Raw genomic sequence first — 18,097 nt, 5'->3', positions numbered from 1 at the left:
TTTTTACCTCTACTTACACATTGGGAAGCCAAGCGCTTCGCGTGCCTGATAATAAGATTCAGCGACCGCTTTCGCCATAGTACGAACGCGTAAGATGTAGCGTTGGCGCTCGGTCACTGAAATTGCATGGCGGGCATCGAGTAAGTTGAAGGCGTGCGAGGCTTTCATCACTTGCTCGTAGGCGGGCAGAGGTAAAGGTTTTTCCAGTGACAATAAATGCTGACACATTTTTTCGCACTGATCGAACAGGGTGAACATAAAGTCCACATCGGCGTGCTCGAAGTTATAGGTCGATTGCTCGACTTCGTTTTGATGGAACACATCGCCATAGGTGATGCGCCCAAGTGGACCATCGGTCCAAACGAGATCATAAACGCTATCAACACCTTGGATATACATAGCCAGACGCTCTAGGCCATAGGTGATTTCACCTGTGACTGGGCTGCATTCGATGCCGCCAACCTGTTGGAAGTAAGTAAACTGAGTTACTTCCATACCATTAAGCCAGATTTCCCAGCCTAAGCCCCAAGCACCTAGTGTTGGTGATTCCCAGTTATCTTCTACAAAGCGGATATCGTGGATTTGAGTATCGATACCCAGCGCTTGCAGTGAGCCTAAATACAGCTCTTGAATATTGTCAGGTGAAGGCTTCAACACGACTTGGAATTGGTAGTAGTGCTGCAGACGGTTAGGGTTTTCACCGTAACGACCGTCCGTAGGGCGGCGCGATGGCTGCACATAGGCACTGCTCATAGGTTCTGGCCCTAGAGAACGTAGGAAAGTTTGTGGGTGGAATGTTCCCGCGCCGACTTCCATATCTAGAGGTTGAACGATTGCACAGCCTTGCTGTGCCCAATATTCCTGCAGGGTAAGAATGAAACCCTGAAATGTTTTTACGTCGTGTTTTGTCGTCATGTCTACTTGTCTACTGCCGTCAGCCTGAATAGAAAATGGGTTCGATTATACCTTGTAGATATCTGCTTATGTAGGTTATTTTTTACCTTCTTAATTAAAACAAGAAGGTTATATACCATGGAAGAGATCCGTTGTGGCTGGGTAAGTGATGATCCCTTGTATCGTGAGTATCATGACAAAGTGTGGGGGCGACCAGTTTATGATCCTAAGGAGCTGTTTGCTAAGTTGTGTTTAGACGGTCAACAGGCAGGATTATCTTGGATAACTATCCTGAAGAAGCAACAAAACTATGAACAGGCCTTTGCTAATTTTGAACCAGAAGTGATTGCCGGCTTTGATGAGGCGAAAGTGGAGGAACTTATGTTGAATCCCGGCATAGTGCGCAATCGCTTGAAGGTGAACTCTATCATCAAGAATGCCAAAGGATATTTAGCCTATACTGCCGATGGAAAGGATTTCTCTGCCTTCTTATGGAGCTTTGTGGGTGGTAAGCCCATAGTGAATCAGTTTACAGCCATGTCACAGGTTCCTGCACAAACGCCAGAATCTGAAGCCATGTCAAAAGCGTTAAAGAAGCTTGGATTTAATTTCGTCGGCCCAACAATTTGTTATGCCTTTATGCAGGCGGTGGGTATGGTAAATGACCACCTTGTAGAGTGTATTTCCTACCAGGCTTGTGTTGATTCCTGTGCCGGACTGCATCACCGCGAACATCAGTAATCGCTCATCTTGCTGATGTGATGTAGGGCAGTACTCATAGCAATATTCGAGTTCTTGTCCATATACACAAGAAACAATGCACAAAATGTAAAAAAGCATGTTCCACGTGGAACATGCTTTTATCTTTATTGGTGATATCTGGTTAAACCAAATAATTAAAACAGTAAAGCAACTCTCCCATTCTAGCCTTGAGGATAGAGTTTAGATTTTCTCAAAGAAAAATGGCTTACGTTTTTCCTTATCCCCATTAAGCTCATTCATTGTCTCAGCATTAAAAAGCTTGCCGTTGACCATGGTATAAGTGACTTTATCTGTGACGCGTATATCCGCCAATGGATCACCATCAATAACGATTAAGTCTGCGAGCTTACCTTCTTTGATAGAACCGAGTTGCTGTTCCATGCCAAAGGTCTTCGCTGGATTAATGGTGGCCGTTTTCAAAACTTCCATATTGCTCATGCCGCCTTGGGCGAACATCCACATTTCCCAATGCGCCGCTAAACCTTCGCGCTGACCGTGGGCGCCAATATTTGGGTAAACCCCTAACTTATTGAGCTCATTAGCGACTTTTGCAACATTGAAATGATTGTAGTGGCCATCTGGTGCATGCGGGCGTCGCATGGATCTCGCCTGCAAGATATCGGCGGGGACATACATAGACAGACGTGGATGCGCCCACACATCGGTTTTATCGTACCAGTAGTTTTCGCCTGAAATACCGCCATAGGCAACCACTAAGGTTGGCGTGTAACCGACTTTAGTTTGGCTCCAGAATTGTTTGATATCGTTATAAATCGCCGCGACAGGCAAAGAGTGCTCAACCGTTGTATGGCCATCGGCGACCATAGTGAGATTGTGTTGTAGCAAACTGCCACCCTCAGGCACGACCATCATTTCAAGTTCACGAGCGGCAGCGATGACTTGTTGCCTCTGATTACGGCGTGGTTGGTTGTAGCTTTTTACGCTAAAGGCTCCGACTTTTTTCAGACGTTCAAGATGAAACTTGGCATCATCGAGTGAGTCTATGTGTGATGTGTAGCCTGGCGCATTGGCACCATACAATATGGTACCAGTAGAGAAAATACGCGGGCCAACTATGTGTCCTGCTTTTTGTTGTTCGGAAGCGGCAAAAATCTCTGTCGTGTCATTCGAGGGATCGTGAATCGTGGTGACACCCAAAGATAAACCAGAATAAAGCGCCCAGTTCTGTTGTGGCACAATTTCATCATCTGCTTGCGGTCCATGGGCGTGGGCATCGAATAGCCCTGGCATGATCGATTTTCCTTTGATGTCGATGATCTGTGCATCTTTTGGAATCGCGATATTGGCATCACCTACGGCCACAATATGATTGTCTTTGACTATGACCACGCCATTGTCGATGACTTGGTCATTTTCCATTGTAATCACTTTGCCACCGATGAAGGCGATTGTTCCACGTGGAACATCGGCCTTTTCGGTAAAGCCTAAATTGATAATACTTGGTTGAGCCTTTTCTTCTTTATTGAGATATTGAGTATCAACCTTGGCTTGATAAAGTTCTGGGCCAAGCGTCCAATACAGTTGGTTGCTTTTACTGTTCCAACTGATACTTTCACCGGCGCGGACACTCAATTGACTTACGGGTAGATTGTTGGCATTGGGTCCAATCTCAACGGTTTCGCCGTGTTTAGCAAAAGGAGTCACCCAAACCTTAAAGCGTTCGGCGAAGGCGAGTTGCTCACCATCGGGTGAAACCCTAAACTCAGTCGCATGCTTGCTGCTGTAATGAACCCGTTTATCGAAGCCATCTAAGTTGATAGATGATAACTGTGGCGTTTCATCTTCGCTGCTATTCATAAAAAAGACGCGATCGGCATTGGCACCAAATTGAGCTTGGTAGCCATCGGCACTGATCTTCTTATTTTGTTTGCCTTTGATATCGACTTTATATAGTCCAGGCTCCTGCGACCAAGTTCTAGGTGTGAGGTTACCGCCTTGAGTTTTTCGATACACCACAAGTTCACCATCGGGTGAAAAGGTGGGTTCTACGTACTTTCCTGGCTCAGATGTTAGCTGCTTAGGTTTGCCACCTTTGGCGCTAATGACTTGTACTGTTCCTTGGTCTTGGTCATTCCAAGTGGTGAAAACAATATTTTTGCCATCGCGTGACCATTGTGGATACAGTTCTTCAATCCCATTATTGAGTTCAGTTAAGCGCGACATTTTTCCATCGGGTATTGATTTTAACCAAATCTTACCCAGCGCTTCGAAGGCCACTTTATTGCCATCGGGAGAGACCTGCGCCATACGTAGCATTTTGACATCGAAAACATCTTTATCTATATCTTGCTTAAAGCGCACTGAGGGTTGTACTGCTAACTCAGTTTTTACGCTAAAGGGGATATCTGTGAGTGTTTTGCTGGCAACATTCAGGCGGTTAATCTTTCCCTTCGCCCAGAAGAAAATATCCTTGTTATCTTGAGTCCACGCCATTGTCGGGTAGACGCCATGAATCGCCCAAGTCTCTTGCATATCACGGTCTAGTTCGCCAAACAGTTTAGTAGTTTCACCAGACTTGAGGTCGAGTAGGTAGAGTGATGAATTAAAATCATCGCGCTTTATATAGGCGAGCTTAGTGCCATCAGGACTTGGTGTTGGTCGAATTGCGCCACCGGTACCTTCAATCAAAATTTCAATGTCACCGGTTTGGGTATCATAACGTTTGATTTTGTAGATACCGTTAACTGAGTCCTTTGAATAGTGAAATGTTTTGCCTGGTGTATCATCTTGGCTAAAGTAGATATAACGGCCATCGGGCGAGTACGCGGGTTCGCCTAAATCTTTCTGATCATTTGGGCGTTCAGTTAGTTTGACGCCTTCGCCGCCCGCTACGTGGTATAGCCACACTTCACCCGCACCTAAACTGCGGCTGGCGGTAAAATGCTTACGTGCAACAAGATACTGAGAGTCAGGGCTCCATGCGGGACTGTTTAGCAGCCTGAATGTTTCTTGGGTGACGGTTCGTGGATTGCTACCATCGGCATCCATGATCCAAATGTTATCACCACCATCGCCATCCGAGGTAAATGCGATGTGTTTGCCATCTGGGCTATAGACGGGCTGCATCTGCCAAGCAATACCTTGGGCTAATGGCTTAGCTTCACCGCCAGATACTGGGATTTGATAAATGTCGCCGAGTAAGTCGAAGACGATATGCTTGCCATCTGGACTGACACTAAGGTTCATCCAAGTGCCTTCATTAACATCAATTTTGACTTGCTCTAAGGGCGCATTCGCTGGAGCGTTAACATTCCATTCGGCCTCCTTAGTTTCTGCTGCGTTAACGGCGAGGGTATTCATCCCTAGAGCGAGGGCGATATAAAGCGGGGTAAGTTTAGATTTCAACATGTCACTTCCTGTTATCGTTCTTATGGACTGCTTGAGTGGTATTAATTTTAAGATGAACTTTTGTTAATACTCAGTCTAGTTATCGCATAAATAGATAAGAAGGAAAACGTAAATACTGTTTCAATTGATGACCGAGCAAGGGATAAGTATGGCTATATGGAATGAGAGTTGGCGCAGCAGAAATAGAACCAAGTCACTTGGTTCTATTTACTGAGGAGTATGGATATTTTGCTAAGAGTGGCTGAATAGCTGGGAATAAAATTAGCTTGGAATAACCAGAGTGATCTCATCGCCTAAGTGGATCATGGCATCATTCAATACTCGGCAGGTTACACCACCTCGCCAATCTGGCGTGAGCGCGGCCTCTAAACCGACATGTGCTATTTCCATTTTTTTACAGGGGTCGGTCTCACCCGTTATTTCAAGTCGCAACTCGCCGATCTGTAAATGTTTACCAACATCGGCACTGCTAAATACGAGATCATCAACCAGAAGATTTGCTCTGCGAGTCGTCCAAGGTAAATCTGCCTCGATACTATGGCAGGCCTGTTGCCACTGAATTTTAGAAAGCACAGTTACTTGGCGTTTGCCTGGGCGACCAAACACATCTTTCTCTACGCCACTGAGTTGGGTGACATTGGCACAGAGAACTTCATTCATTGGGCCGCGTTTTACAGTTTTATAGGCAATCGCCAGCAGTTTTGGCATAGTTTCTCACATCCGTTGTTTTATGATTAAGTCGTTAACAATACGACTTAAAGTCCTTTTTTGATCAAATATTGATATGGCGTTTGCGTGGTTTCACTGGCAATTAAGGTGTGATCCATAAACTCACAAAAGCTCGGAATATCGCGCGTCGTTGCAGGGTCATCAGCAATGATCAGCAACGTCTCGCCGGCAGCCATTTGTCTTACTGTTTTACGCACCATCATTACAGGCTCTGGGCAGCGTAAACCAAGAGCATCGAGTCTATGCTGTGCGGTTGAGAAAGCGTCGTTCATATTACCTCTACTGAACGGTTAAGCAGAATTAGCTAATGTTACTCCAGCCCCCATGATAAACCAAGTTGGCGGTTTCAATTTGTGATCTGGTTTCATTGAGATGTTCTATCAATACGAATGTTAGATATTTAATGTTCCACGTGGAACATTGATGACGAATGGGTTTCAAAATTACTCGACGGCTTTATCAACGCTTTGAGATTGAGAGATTGAATGGACATCTGCGGTACTATTCTCAGGTGCTAAATCATTTGCTGCCGCCATAGTTTGTTGCTGCTGTTTGGATGCACGTTTGTAGCTATACATTCGCTGATCGGCTTTATGAATTAAGCTATTGGCTTCTTCGTACTCATAGGGTCCAGTATCAATAATGCCAAAGCTTAAGGAAATATTGTTTAAACTGAGTTTTATTTTTTGATTGAATCGAGTGATGAAATTATCCCGAGCTTGTTCTTCACGGCAGTTAGGCATAATGATACAGAACTCATCTCCACCATATCGAAAGCAATGGTCCTCGGCCCGAGTGGTTTCTTTAATCGCTTTTGCTACAGCGCGCAGTACTTCATCCCCAGATCTATGGCCTTGAGTGTCGTTGAATGACTTAAAATCATCTACGTCTAAGTAGATCACGCTGACGGGTTCGGCACGCCTTTGGGCGGCCCTGAGTATGCGCGTTGCCGTTTCTTGTAAATGCCTAACGTTGAGCAGGCCTGTTAAGGGATCGGTTTGCGACAGTTCTTCTAACTGCTGTGTCCGCTCTTTGACTTTGCTTTCCATGCTTTGGGCATATTTTTCGGCTTTATCCTTAGCGTTCTCAATTTCGGATACTAAGCTGCGAATATAAGTATCGAATACTAACGTGACATCAAACAGCACCAGTTTATCAATCGCGACACGGATACATTCGCCTTGATGTGTATCTTGCACTGAACTGTTGATCACGGCGTAGATAAGCTCTTTTAGTGTGTGTACCGCAGACAGGTAAAGCTTAGGTTCAACACCAATGCGTTTATGGACTAACCCAATCCGCAGGCGATTGTTTACGTACTCAAGATCATAAACACCATTAAATAAATCGAGCACATACCTTCTCTGTGCAGTACGTAAGCGGGCAAGGGTGTCTGAGTCTCCGATCAGCAGCGCAATTTCTGAAACGCTGGTTTGTAAGCCATAAAAGTCATCGACGATTTTATCTATGTTTTCTTCAATGATGGGCTTAAAGGATTGCAGGGCCTTTACGTCCGCCGCAGTAAAAGAGAAGAGCGCCTTACGAGACTCGATCTCCAGCTCAGTGATCCGCATTTGTTCGAAAAGGGTCTGTTCCGTTTGTAGCATCAGGCATTCCTCTGGTAAAACAACAAATTGCATCCTTGCACTACACTGCCTAGATTTGGCTGATGATTACTTGTCTGTGGTTGACACAATAGCCAGTGATGCCCTTGTAGTTAAGTTGATAACGGACTGATTTTCAAATGAACAGCAGAAGAAATGAGAAATATTAATATTTACGCTGGCAGAATATTTGGCATAAAAAAGCCGGAACGAGTTCCGGCTTTGACCATTATTCGAGTAATGAATTAAACGCGTTCGAACACGGTTGCGATACCTTGGCCTAAACCAATACACATGGTCGCTAAACCTAAGGTTGCGTCTTTGTCTTCCATCAGGTTGATCAGTGTCGTAGAGATACGTGCGCCTGAACAACCCAGTGGGTGACCGAGTGCAATCGCGCCGCCGTTGAGGTTGATTTTGTCATCAACCACATCCGCTAAACCTAAGTCTTTCACGCAAGGTAAAGACTGAGCAGCGAATGCTTCGTTAAGTTCAATCACATCTAAATCGGCAACGGTAATACCGGCGCGAGCCAGTGCTTTTTGCGTGGCTGGCACAGGACCGTAACCCATAATCGCCGCGTCACAACCTGCAACCGCCATGGAGCGAATGCGTGCTCGAATTGGCAAGCCAAGTGCGCGCGCTTTAGATTCTTCCATGATTAACATGGCCGAAGCGCCGTCAGACAGGGCTGAAGACGTACCCGCAGTCACTGTACCGTTGACTGGATCAAATACGGGGCGCAGTGCAGCCAAAGATTCCATGGTGGTTTCTGGGCGGATCACTTCGTCTTGCAGGACCTTGATTAGCGCGCCGTTAGCATCGTGACCTTCAATGCCATAAATTTCTTTGGCAAAGCGGCCTTCAACTGTTGCTGCATAGGCACGTTGGTGTGAACGTACAGCAAACGCATCTTGCTGTTCACGGCTAATACCGTGCAATTTGCCAAGCATTTCAGCGGTTAAACCCATCATGCCAGAGGCTTTGGCCACGTTGTTAGCCAAACCTGGGTGGAAGTCGACACCATGGCTCATTGGCACGTGGCCCATGTGTTCTACGCCACCAATAATAAAGGTGTCGCCCATGCCTGTCATAATCGCACGTGCAGCTTGATGGATAGCATCCATTGATGAACCACATAGGCGGTTAACCGTCACAGCGCCAGCGGTCTTTGGAATGCCCGCTAATAGCGAAGCGTTACGGGCGATGTTGAAGCCTTGCTCTAGGGTTTGTTGCACACAACCCCAAATCACGTCTTCAATCAGGTTTGGGTCGAGTTGCGGGTTACGCAGCAACAGACCTTTCATTAGTTCGGCAGACAAAGTTTCTGCACGTACATTACGAAATACGCCAGCCTTTGAGCGGCCCATCGGAGTACGGATACAGTCTACGATAACAGCTTGTTTCATGATTAAATTCCTTTCCCGCTAATTAGGCTTGGTAGTAGCTACCGTTATTGGCTGCGAGTGCTCGCATCGCATCGGTCACTTGATACAGACCGCCCAAGTGAGCGTACTTGTCTGCTAAGGCGACAAAGTTCGCGACACCCATGGTATCCAAGTAACGGAACACGCCGCCTCTGAATGGCGGGAATCCTAAGCCATAAACTAGGCCCATATCCGCTTCGGCAGGCGATGCGACAATACCTTCTTCTAAACAGCGCACGGTTTCGATGATCATAGGGATCATAGTACGGGCAATAATGTCATCGGCTTCAAAGGCTTTTAACTCGCCAAAGGCATCTTTCAATAGGCCGTAGCTCGTTGGATCGACATCTTTTTTCGGCTTGCCACGGCTATCGACTGAATAGACATAGAAACCTTTACCATTTTTCTGGCCAAGACGTTTGTTCTCAAACATCACATCAATCGCGTCAGTACCTGATTTACCCATGCGATCAGGGAAACCTTCAGCCATTACAGCTTGGGCGTGATGACCTGTGTCTAAACCGACTACGTCGAGCAGGTAAGCTGGACCCATTGGCCAACCGAACTGTTTTTCCATCACTTTGTCGATTGCAGCAAAGTCGCCACCTTCGGCAAGTAAGCCGTTAAAGCCTGCAAAGTAAGGGAAGAGTACGCGGTTAACGAAGAAGCCTGGGCAATCATTAACAACGATTGGGGTCTTACCCATTTTGCTGGCATAAGCCACAACAGAGGCGATGGTTTCTTCAGAGCTGTGCTCGCCACGGATAACTTCGACCAACGGCATTTTGTGCACTGGGTTGAAGAAATGCATACCGCAGAAACGCTCTGGTTTCTTCATGCTCTTAGCGAGCAAGTTGATTGAAATCGTTGAGGTGTTTGAGGCGATAATTGCATCTTCACTTACATAGCCTTCAACTTCGGCTAAAACCTGTGCTTTAATTTTTGGATGTTCAACAACGGCTTCAACGACGACATCACTGTGTTTGAGCGCAGCATAATCTAATGAAGGTGTGATGTTGTTGAGCACTTTGGCCATTTTTTCTGGCGTTGAACGGCCACGGGCGACTTGGGCAGACAGCAGTTTAGCGGCTTCATTGAGACCCAAATCTAATGCTGGCTGGGCAATGTCTTTCATGACAATCGGTGTGCCTTTGCTGGCGCTTTGGTAAGCGATGCCGCCGCCCATAATACCTGCGCCTAATACGGCCGCGTTGTTGACTTCTTTCGCTAACTTGCCGGCTTTCTTCGCTTTACCTTTAACGAATTGATCATTAAGGAAAATACCGATAAGCGCTTTAGCAACGTCGGTTTTCGCTAGCTTGATAAAGGCTTGATGTTCGATTTGTAATGCTTCAGCACGACCTTTAGTCGATGCTTGCTCAATCACGCTTACAGCAGCCATTGGTGCAGGGTAGTGTTTACCCGCAACCGCAAACACCATGCCTTTGGCTGTGGTGAATGACATCATAGCTTCAAGTTTTGGCAGTGTTAGTGCAGACAGTTTACGGTTACGACGTGCTTGCCAATCCAGCTTTTCAGCAACAGCATCTTTCAGCATTTGAATCGCAGCAGCTTCTAACGCTTGTGGTGCAACCACGGCATCAACAGCGCCGACTTTCAGTGCATCTTCAGCGCGTTGGTCTTTACCTGTGGTGATCCACTCAAGTGCATTATCTGCACCAATCACACGTGGCAGACGAACTGTGCCGCCAAAACCTGGGATGATGCCGAGTTTAGTTTCAGGTAAACCGATTTTGGCTGTGGTGTCTGCGATACGGAAATCGGTTGCCAGAATGGTTTCACAGCCGCCACCTAAGGCAAAGCCTTTGATTGCTGATGCGGTTGGGAAAGGCAAGTCTTCGAGTTTGTTGAAGACTGCGTTGGCTTGTTCAACCCAAGAGAGCAATACGGCGTCATCTTGTGCGAACAGGCCTAAAAATTCGGTAATGTCGGCGCCCACAATAAAGGTATCTTTACTTGAGGTCAGCACTAACGCTTTGATATTGGAATCTTGCTTGATGCTGTCTAATGCCGCATCGAGCGAGGCGAGGGTTTCTCTGTCGAATTTGTTCACCGAACCGGGTGCGTTAAAGCACAGCTTGGCAATATTATCCTCGAGTAACTCAACCTGAATTGTAGGACTTTGGTAGATCATTGCTTGCTTCCTTTTGGCTTAAAAGTGATACCCACCATTATGTGTTGGTGCTAGTACGACTCTCTATCTCACAGCAGCTTCGGCCATCATTTGACCAGTTGTGTGCCAGTGTGCTTCGAAATTCGATAAATTACAACACCCAATTTAAACGACTGTTTAATTTCTTGTCGGCTAGAGTGATTTTTCACCTTTGTGATACACTGCACAGAGTGTAGAACACCTAGAATGCGTTAAATCACTTTGCGGATAAATAGGTCTTTGTGGCTGTTTACCTTAGACGTTTAAACGCTGCAGCCATGCTAGGGTTGAACATAACTCTTAAAGATAATCATGATGTTATCGCTTTAATGTTGTTTGTTCAGTGGCCATGTATTTTAGATTGAGTGACAGTTTAGTGTTTTGATTGAATCTGTTGTTCATGATCAGATTAAGAATATGTGAGCAAATTCGGCTCATATTGTTAACTTTTATTCATTGCAGGAGATGACAAATGGATCAGTTGGCTCATCACTATCGTGCCCATATTGCCGAGTTAAACCGTCGAGTCGCAGAGATTTTGTCTCGAGAAGCCTTGTCTGGTTTAGTGATCCATTCGGGTCAGCCGCATCGGATGTTTTTGGATGATATCAATTATCCCTTTAAGGCAAACCCGCACTTCAAGGCATGGTTGCCTGTGTTGGATAATCCGAATTGTTGGTTAGTGGTCAACGGCCGTGATAAGCCGCAACTGATTTTTTATCGTCCTGTGGATTTTTGGCACAAAGTGTCTGATGTGCCTGATATGTTTTGGACTGAGTATTTCGATATTAAGCTGCTGACCAAGGCTGATAAGGTCGCTGAGTTTTTACCGACAGATATCGCTAATTGGGCCTATTTAGGTGAGCATTTAGATGTGGCCGAAGTGTTGGGTTTTACCAGTCGTAATCCCGATGCTGTGATGAGTTATCTGCATTACCATAGAACCACTAAAACCGAATATGAGCTGGAATGTATGCGCCGCGCGAATCAAATTGCGGTGCAGGGACATTTGGCGGCTAAAAATGCCTTTTATAATGGTGCGAGCGAGTTCGAAATCCAGCAGCACTATTTATCTGCAGTTGGCCAGAGCGAGAATGAGGTGCCCTATGGCAATATCATCGCCCTTAACCAAAATGCGGCGATTTTGCATTACACCGCACTTGAACACCAAAGCCCTGCGAAACGTTTGTCATTTCTTATCGATGCGGGCGCGAGTTACTTTGGCTATGCCTCTGATATCACCAGAACCTACGCATTTGAGAAGAATCGTTTCGATGAATTGATCACTGCGATGAACAAGGCGCAGCTAGAGCTTATCGACATGATGCGTCCGGGTGTGCGTTATCCCGATTTACACTTGGCCACCCATGCTAAAGTCGCGCAAATGCTATTGGATTTTGATTTAGCCACAGGTGATGTCCAAGGTTTGGTCGATCAAGGCATAACCAGTGCTTTCTTCCCCCATGGCTTAGGTCACATGTTAGGCCTACAAGTGCATGATGTTGGCGGCTTTTCCCACGATGAACGCGGTACTCATATCGCGGCGCCAGAGGCCCATCCATTCCTACGTTGCACCCGCATTTTAGCGCCAAACCAAGTGCTGACCATGGAACCTGGGTTATACATTATCGATACTCTGCTCAATGAGCTTAAACAAGATAGTCGTGGCCAACAGATCAACTGGCAAACGGTTGATGAGTTAAGACCTTTTGGCGGTATTCGCATCGAAGATAACGTCATAGTGCATCAAGATAGAAACGAGAACATGACCCGTGAACTCGGCTTGACCGATTGATCATAGGGTAAAGATTAGGGCGGATGTGTGCTCGAAAGTTATAGCGTTCCCTGTGCAGATATCGTGATTGAAGAAGAGATAAAGCATAGCCGCTTTATCTCTTTTCTGTTTCATTGCGATAGCTTTGATAAATTTAAGTTAGTACTCACTGACATAAAGCGTGACTATCCCGGCGCAAGCCATTATTGCTCTGCTTTTGTGGCTGGCGCACCGGATGATAGCGTCTTGATTGGTTCGAGTGATGACGGCGAACCTGCCGGCAGTGCTGGTCGCCCTATGTTAGCTGTGTTGCAAGGGGCGAATATCGGCGAAGTGGGTGCTGTTGTGGTGCGTTATTATGGCGGAACTAAGCTAGGCGTAGGTGGACTGGTTCGGGCTTATACGTCGGGCTTGCGGCAAGGTTTGGTTCAATTACCGACGCGACTAAAACAGTTACGTTATCCCGCCAAGTTGCATTGTGATTATGCGCAGCTGCGCGATGTTGAGCATCTATTACAGCAAGTCGATGCCGTGATAATCGATAAGCAATTTGCCGAAGCGGTCGATATTGTGTTCGAGATAGGCAGGCAGCAACAGGCATTACTGTGTGAGTCGCTGGCGACGCTCAGTCAGGGAAGTTTGAGGCCTGAGTTTGAGCTGTGATGCCTGCGTAAATTATGCCAAAATAGCCCAAATGCTGAAAATACCTTTGCAGCCAATGGAATGATTGAACTCGCTTAATGCAATATAAAACCATAATACGAATCATAGGCCTGCTGATTGGTTTATTTTCAATCACTATGCTGCCACCAGCACTGATCGCAGTTTGGTATAACGATGGCGGCGGTACGGCGTTTATGCAGGCATTTTTTGTCAGCCTATTTATTGGTTTCTGGCTCTGGTATCCCAATCGCCACTGTAAAGAAGAATTGCGTACCCGAGAGGGTTTCTTGATTGTGGTCCTGTTCTGGACCGTACTGGGTTCTATCGGTGCTTTGCCGTTTATCTTCTCGAGTCAACCCGACCTTAGCTGGACCGATAGTTTCTTCGAATCTTTCTCTGCGTTAACCACCACCGGAGCCACAGTGATTGTCGGGCTCGACTTCTTACCTAAAGCCATTCTGTTTTATCGTCATATGCTGCAATGGCTCGGCGGTATGGGGATTATTGTGCTCGCCGTGGCGATTTTACCTGTGCTTGGCGTCGGGGGAATGCAGCTCTATCGCGCTGAAATTCCGGGCCCAGTGAAAGACAGTAAGATGACCCCGCGGATCGCCGAAACCGCTAAGGCACTGTGGTATATCTATTTATTGTTAACTATTTCCTGTGCGACCGCTTATTGGCTGGCGGGCATGAGTGTGTTCGATGCGGTTTGCCATTCATTTTCAACTATCGCTATTGGCGGTTTTTCGACCCACGATGCTAGCATGGGGTATTTCGATAGTTCAGTGATTAACCTTATTTGTGTGTTCTTTTTAATCGTTTCTGCAGTTAACTTTAGCGTGCATTTTGCGGCATTTTCGCGGCGAGGGATTAACGTTAGAGTCTATTTTAAAGATGCCGAATTTAAGATGCTGGTGGCGATTCAACTCATTCTTACCGCGATTTGTTTCCTCACGCTTTATCATTCGGGCATTTATGATTCGCCGGAAGAAACCTTAGATCATGCCTTATTTCAGGCGGTTTCCGTGGCCACTACCGCAGGGTTTGGTACTGAAAGCTTCCATATGTGGCCGTTGTTTTTACCGATCTTATTGATATTTTCGAGCTTTATCGGTGGCTGTGGTGGCTCAACGGCGGGCGGGATTAAGGTGATTCGGGTCATTTTGCTGCTGTTACAGGGCTCGCGTGAATTAAAGCGACTGGTTCATCCTAAGGCGATGTTCTCTATCCGTATCGGTTCTAAAGCCTTGCCCGATCGCGTTGTCGATGCCGTGTGGGGATTCTTCTCTGCCTATGCGCTGGTGTTTGTGATCTGTATGCTTGCACTCATGGCGATGGGATTAGATGATATTACCGCCTTTAGTGCCACCGCAGCTTGCTTAAACAACCTAGGCCCAGGCTTAGGTGCGGTAGCCAGTAACTACGCCAGTATTGGCGATGGCGCCAAATGGGTATTGGTCGCGGCTATGCTGTTTGGTCGCCTCGAAGTATTTACCTTACTGATTTTGTTTACGCCAACTTTTTGGAAGAATTAATCATGCAGACGTTAATAATCTATTCGACGATTGATGGCCAAACATTGGCAATTTGCCAAAAAATGAAGACGATTGCAGAGCAGGCGGGAGAACAGGTTTCGCTGGTCACATTAGCGCAGGCTGAAGCGTTGAGCTTAGCTGATTTTGATAAAGTGCTGATCGGCGCCAGTATTCGTTATGGTAAACATAGACCTGAACTTTACCAGTTTGTGAACCGCCACCATGCGGTGCTCGATACTAAGATTAATGGCTTTTTTACCGTTAATGTCGTGGCGCGCAAACCCTTAAAGAATACGCCTGAAACCAATCCTTATATGCAAAAGTTCCTGCAATTATCACTATGGCAGCCACAGTTGCTTGAAGTGTTTGCGGGCAAGATTGATTATCCTAAATACGGTTTCTTCGATCGTACTATGATACGTTTCATCATGTGGATGACTAAAGGGCCAACCGATATCACAGGCACCTTTGAGTTTACCGATTGGGAAAAAGTCGACGCCTTCGGTAACCGCTTTAGCCAGCACTAAAAACCATTAAGCCCTAATCACTTGCAAGCGATTAGGGCTTAAATTTAAGCTAGCTTTACCGTGTTATACTGCGCAGTAGCGGCTATGCAGAATCGAAATCACTTGGGTGACTTGTTCGTTCTTGAGCTTGTAGTAAACAATTTGCGAGCTCTTACGGGTATCCACCAGATCTTCAGCGCGTAATACGGCTAAATGCTGGGATAGTGCCGACTGGCTTAATGGCACTGTGGCATTGAGTTCAGTTACGCTCAACTCTTTGTCTAGTAATAGGCATAAAATCATTAGGCGATAAGGGTTCGCTATGGCCTTAAGCCATTTAGCCGCACTTTCCGCATTAGTTACCATTGCAGCTACATCTATGTCATTTTGCATAAGGTCACTCACTTCATCGCTTTTGATTAGATAATTCTAATTGAACACCTGTGTTTACGCAATCATACTGCTCAGCCATGCAGATCTCAATTTTTGCATCTCAGAATATGAGATACGGCTGATTTGTGATCCTATCAGAGGTTTATTTAACGTAATCTTGCCACAATGGTGACATTAACTCAGTGGATCGGTAATTTCCTATGACACGCGTTCTCGTACTTTATTTTACCCGTGGTGGCCACACAGGCAAGATTGCCAATGCAATTGCCGACCAATTAACCTTTCGTGGCGCTAAGGTCGACCTTGTCGATATCAATAGTGCTGCCGCGACTTGTATCAATTGGCCCGATTACGAGGTCGTCGCCTTAGGTGCCTGCGTACTCTATGGCACCTATGATAAGAGTGTGTTCAAGTTTATCGAGCAACATGCAGAGGCTTTGGGTGCATTGCCAAACAGTTTCTTCTGCGTCAACGTGGTGGCGAGAAATCCAGAAAAACGTATTCCTGAGAATAATAAATATCTGCAAAAGTTCATCGCCTTATCGCCGTGGACGCCAGCCGATCTTAAAATTATTGCGGGGAAAGTGGATTATCCTTCATGGCCTTGGTACGACAGGTGGATGATCCAGTTGATTATGAAGATGACCAAAGGCCCAACCGATCCTAAGTCGGTTATCGATTACACCGACTGGGCAGATGTGAAGATCTATGCCGATCATCTGTTGGAATTAGCTGACGTTACCGCTATTTAGGACGAGTCAGGCTTAATAAAAAAGGCGCTTAACAAGTTAAGCGCCTTTTTTATATCCAAGCTCTACAGAATTAATACTTCCAGAAACTCGGGTGGAATAACACTGCTACGGTCAGAATTTCTAAACGACCGAGTAACATGCCGAGTGACAACGCCCATTTCGCCACGTCGGGTAGGGTTGAGAAGTTACCCGCAGGGCCAATAATTGGGCCTAAACCTGGACCTACGTTCGTGACTGCCGTGATAGCGCCAGTAAAACTGGTCATAGGGTCGAGCCCCGTGAGCACTAAAATCACCGACAAGCCTACAATCACCATTACAAACAACAGCACGAAAGTGATCAGCGAGCGCACGATATCTTCACTGATGATGCGATTGTTGTAGCGTTCCCTAAAGATTCCGTTTGGATGACATTGTTGTTTCAATTGCTCGCGCATAATGGCGCCAGCGATTTGAAACCGGAAGATTTTAATCCCGCCTGAAGTTGAGCCAGAGCAGCTACCGACAAACATTAAGAACATAAAGGCGATGTTGGCAAAGGCGCCCCAAGCACCGTAATCCGTTAAGCCATAACCTGTAGTGGTCACCACAGAAACCACGTTAAAGCTGGATAAACGCAGCGCATCGAGGAGTTCAATGTCGCGGGTTTGCCACAGCCAAAAGCCAATAGAACAAGACACGAAAGTCAGGAAAAACAAGAAGCCTTTGACCTGAGCATCGTTCCAAATCCGCAGATCCCTTTGCTGTATGGTGTGCACAAACATAAGCAGCGGTAAGCCTCCCGCCGCCATAAAGAACACGCCAACCCAGTGAGCCGAGTGCGAAAACGCGGCCATTGAGCTATCAGATGTTGAGTAGCCGCCGGTCGATAGGGTGGTCATGGCATGGTTGATGGCTTGAAACCAAGTCATTCCCGCCAGATGATAGGCAACGCAGCAGGCAACAGTCAGCAAAATATAAATAAAGAATAAGTACTTAGCCATGCTCTGGGTACGTGGTACGGCTTTATCGCTCCAATCTGAAGATTCAGTGCGGAACAGCCGCATACCACCGACGTTCAAGAAGGGCAGAATGGCCACCGCCATCACGATAAAACCAATTCCGCCAAGCCACTGCAATAAAGAGCGCCAGATTAAGATACTGTGATCCATGGTATCCAACCCCGAGAGCACAGTAGAACCTGTGGTCGTGATGCCGGACATAGTCTCAAAGAAGGCGTCGGTATAGCCAATCCCGTGATACAGGGTAAAGGGCATGGCCGCAAACAGGCTCACGATCAACCACGTCAAGCTGGTTAACAGGAACATATCGCGGATATTGAGGTTAATAGTCTTGCTCTGGCCATTGTGTAAACACAAGCTGGCACTAATGCCTGTCACTAACGCCGACAGCATGAAAGAGCCCACGGTTTCCTCGGCATTGAACACGGCGAGGAGCAGTGGGATCAACATGAAGGCTGTCAGCATGGACAAAAACAGCCCTAAAATAAACAATAGTGGTCTAAAGTTCAGCATAAG

The 18,097-nt window shown here is 46.4% G+C and carries 15 protein-coding genes; 6 read left to right on the top strand and 9 right to left on the bottom strand.

Features of this window, described 5'->3' with window-relative positions; translation table 11 throughout:
- Window positions 1-9: 9 nt before the first annotated feature.
- Complete coding sequence (gene glyQ, locus Q4Q57_RS15195; RefSeq protein ID WP_006083814.1) at window positions 10-915, bottom strand: glycine--tRNA ligase subunit alpha; 906 nt, start codon at window positions 913-915, stop codon at window positions 10-12.
- Window positions 916-1,032: 117 nt separating this feature from the next.
- Between glyQ and Q4Q57_RS15190 the strand changes: the two genes are divergently transcribed.
- The gene (locus Q4Q57_RS15190) at window positions 1,033-1,635 is read left to right on the top strand and encodes a DNA-3-methyladenine glycosylase I (protein ID WP_311891276.1); all 603 of its coding nucleotides are present in this window, start codon (window positions 1,033-1,035) and stop codon (window positions 1,633-1,635) included.
- 201 nt (window positions 1,636-1,836) lie between these two features.
- Here the strand turns inward: Q4Q57_RS15190 and Q4Q57_RS15185 are convergent, their stop codons facing one another.
- The 6 genes from Q4Q57_RS15185 to fadB form a co-directional block, all read right to left on the bottom strand.
- Complete coding sequence (locus Q4Q57_RS15185) at window positions 1,837-5,025, bottom strand: amidohydrolase family protein (protein WP_311891275.1); 3,189 nt, start codon at window positions 5,023-5,025, stop codon at window positions 1,837-1,839.
- A 261-nt stretch (window positions 5,026-5,286) separates the two neighbouring features.
- Window positions 5,287-5,733, bottom strand: coding sequence for an MOSC domain-containing protein (locus tag Q4Q57_RS15180; protein ID WP_311891274.1), 447 nt, complete (start codon window positions 5,731-5,733; stop codon window positions 5,287-5,289).
- A 47-nt stretch (window positions 5,734-5,780) separates the two neighbouring features.
- The gene (gene tusA / locus Q4Q57_RS15175) at window positions 5,781-6,026 is read right to left on the bottom strand and encodes a sulfurtransferase TusA (RefSeq protein WP_006083810.1); all 246 of its coding nucleotides are present in this window, start codon (window positions 6,024-6,026) and stop codon (window positions 5,781-5,783) included.
- A gap of 171 nt (window positions 6,027-6,197) precedes the next feature.
- Window positions 6,198-7,361 carry a diguanylate cyclase domain-containing protein gene (locus Q4Q57_RS15170; protein WP_311891273.1) on the bottom strand — a complete coding sequence of 388 codons (1,164 nt, stop codon included), beginning with the start codon at window positions 7,359-7,361 and terminating at the stop codon, window positions 6,198-6,200.
- A gap of 242 nt (window positions 7,362-7,603) precedes the next feature.
- Window positions 7,604-8,767, bottom strand: coding sequence for an acetyl-CoA C-acyltransferase FadA (fadA, locus tag Q4Q57_RS15165; RefSeq protein WP_311891272.1), 1,164 nt, complete (start codon window positions 8,765-8,767; stop codon window positions 7,604-7,606).
- Between the two features lie 22 nt (window positions 8,768-8,789).
- Window positions 8,790-10,940 (bottom strand): fatty acid oxidation complex subunit alpha FadB, encoded by a 2,151-nt coding sequence (fadB, locus tag Q4Q57_RS15160; protein ID WP_311891271.1) that lies wholly within the window; start codon window positions 10,938-10,940, stop codon window positions 8,790-8,792.
- A gap of 490 nt (window positions 10,941-11,430) precedes the next feature.
- Between fadB and pepQ the strand changes: the two genes are divergently transcribed.
- From pepQ to hemG (Q4Q57_RS15140), 4 genes are all read left to right on the top strand, one after another.
- On the top strand, window positions 11,431-12,753 hold the full coding sequence (pepQ, locus tag Q4Q57_RS15155) for a Xaa-Pro dipeptidase (protein WP_006083806.1): 1,323 nt from the start codon (window positions 11,431-11,433) through the stop codon (window positions 12,751-12,753).
- Window positions 12,754-12,780: 27 nt separating this feature from the next.
- Complete coding sequence (locus tag Q4Q57_RS15150; RefSeq protein ID WP_311891270.1) at window positions 12,781-13,395, top strand: YigZ family protein; 615 nt, start codon at window positions 12,781-12,783, stop codon at window positions 13,393-13,395.
- A 77-nt stretch (window positions 13,396-13,472) separates the two neighbouring features.
- Entirely contained in the window at window positions 13,473-14,930 is a 1,458-nt protein-coding gene (locus Q4Q57_RS15145; RefSeq protein ID WP_006083804.1) for a TrkH family potassium uptake protein, read from the top strand.
- A 2-nt stretch (window positions 14,931-14,932) separates the two neighbouring features.
- The gene (hemG, locus tag Q4Q57_RS15140; RefSeq protein WP_063883869.1) at window positions 14,933-15,457 is read left to right on the top strand and encodes a menaquinone-dependent protoporphyrinogen IX dehydrogenase; all 525 of its coding nucleotides are present in this window, start codon (window positions 14,933-14,935) and stop codon (window positions 15,455-15,457) included.
- A gap of 63 nt (window positions 15,458-15,520) precedes the next feature.
- Here the strand turns inward: hemG (Q4Q57_RS15140) and Q4Q57_RS15135 are convergent, their stop codons facing one another.
- A complete protein-coding gene (locus tag Q4Q57_RS15135) occupies window positions 15,521-15,829 on the bottom strand; it encodes an ArsR/SmtB family transcription factor (RefSeq protein WP_006083802.1) in 309 nt (102 codons plus the stop codon).
- Window positions 15,830-16,029: 200 nt separating this feature from the next.
- Here Q4Q57_RS15135 and hemG (Q4Q57_RS15130) point away from each other — a divergent pair, with 200 nt between their 5' ends.
- Window positions 16,030-16,581 (top strand): menaquinone-dependent protoporphyrinogen IX dehydrogenase, encoded by a 552-nt coding sequence (hemG, locus tag Q4Q57_RS15130; RefSeq protein WP_071939880.1) that lies wholly within the window; start codon window positions 16,030-16,032, stop codon window positions 16,579-16,581.
- 70 nt (window positions 16,582-16,651) lie between these two features.
- Here the strand turns inward: hemG (Q4Q57_RS15130) and Q4Q57_RS15125 are convergent, their stop codons facing one another.
- On the bottom strand, window positions 16,652-18,094 hold the full coding sequence (locus Q4Q57_RS15125; RefSeq protein ID WP_006084792.1) for a TrkH family potassium uptake protein: 1,443 nt from the start codon (window positions 18,092-18,094) through the stop codon (window positions 16,652-16,654).
- Between the last annotated feature and the right edge of the window lie 3 nt (window positions 18,095-18,097).

Origin of the sequence: Shewanella sp. SP2S2-6, assembly GCF_031931965.1 — a bacterium.
In the GTDB taxonomy this organism is placed as follows: domain Bacteria; phylum Pseudomonadota; class Gammaproteobacteria; order Enterobacterales; family Shewanellaceae; genus Shewanella; species Shewanella baltica.
This window is presented reverse-complemented; position numbering and strand designations above follow the sequence as displayed.

Coding starts and splice junctions, on each gene's coding strand:
- glyQ (WP_006083814.1), bottom strand. CDS start 915: ATGACGACAAAACACGACGTAAAAACATTTCAGGGTTTCATTCTTACC.
- Q4Q57_RS15190 (WP_311891276.1), top strand. CDS start 1,033: ATGGAAGAGATCCGTTGTGGCTGGGTAAGTGATGATCCCTTGTATCGT.
- Q4Q57_RS15185 (WP_311891275.1), bottom strand. CDS start 5,025: ATGTTGAAATCTAAACTTACCCCGCTTTATATCGCCCTCGCTCTAGGG.
- Q4Q57_RS15180 (WP_311891274.1), bottom strand. CDS start 5,733: ATGCCAAAACTGCTGGCGATTGCCTATAAAACTGTAAAACGCGGCCCA.
- tusA (WP_006083810.1), bottom strand. CDS start 6,026: ATGAACGACGCTTTCTCAACCGCACAGCATAGACTCGATGCTCTTGGT.
- Q4Q57_RS15170 (WP_311891273.1), bottom strand. CDS start 7,361: ATGCTACAAACGGAACAGACCCTTTTCGAACAAATGCGGATCACTGAG.
- fadA (WP_311891272.1), bottom strand. CDS start 8,767: ATGAAACAAGCTGTTATCGTAGACTGTATCCGTACTCCGATGGGCCGC.
- fadB (WP_311891271.1), bottom strand. CDS start 10,940: ATGATCTACCAAAGTCCTACAATTCAGGTTGAGTTACTCGAGGATAAT.
- pepQ (WP_006083806.1), top strand. CDS start 11,431: ATGGATCAGTTGGCTCATCACTATCGTGCCCATATTGCCGAGTTAAAC.
- Q4Q57_RS15145 (WP_006083804.1), top strand. CDS start 13,473: ATGCAATATAAAACCATAATACGAATCATAGGCCTGCTGATTGGTTTA.
- hemG (WP_063883869.1), top strand. CDS start 14,933: ATGCAGACGTTAATAATCTATTCGACGATTGATGGCCAAACATTGGCA.
- Q4Q57_RS15135 (WP_006083802.1), bottom strand. CDS start 15,829: ATGCAAAATGACATAGATGTAGCTGCAATGGTAACTAATGCGGAAAGT.
- hemG (WP_071939880.1), top strand. CDS start 16,030: ATGACACGCGTTCTCGTACTTTATTTTACCCGTGGTGGCCACACAGGC.
- Q4Q57_RS15125 (WP_006084792.1), bottom strand. CDS start 18,094: ATGCTGAACTTTAGACCACTATTGTTTATTTTAGGGCTGTTTTTGTCC.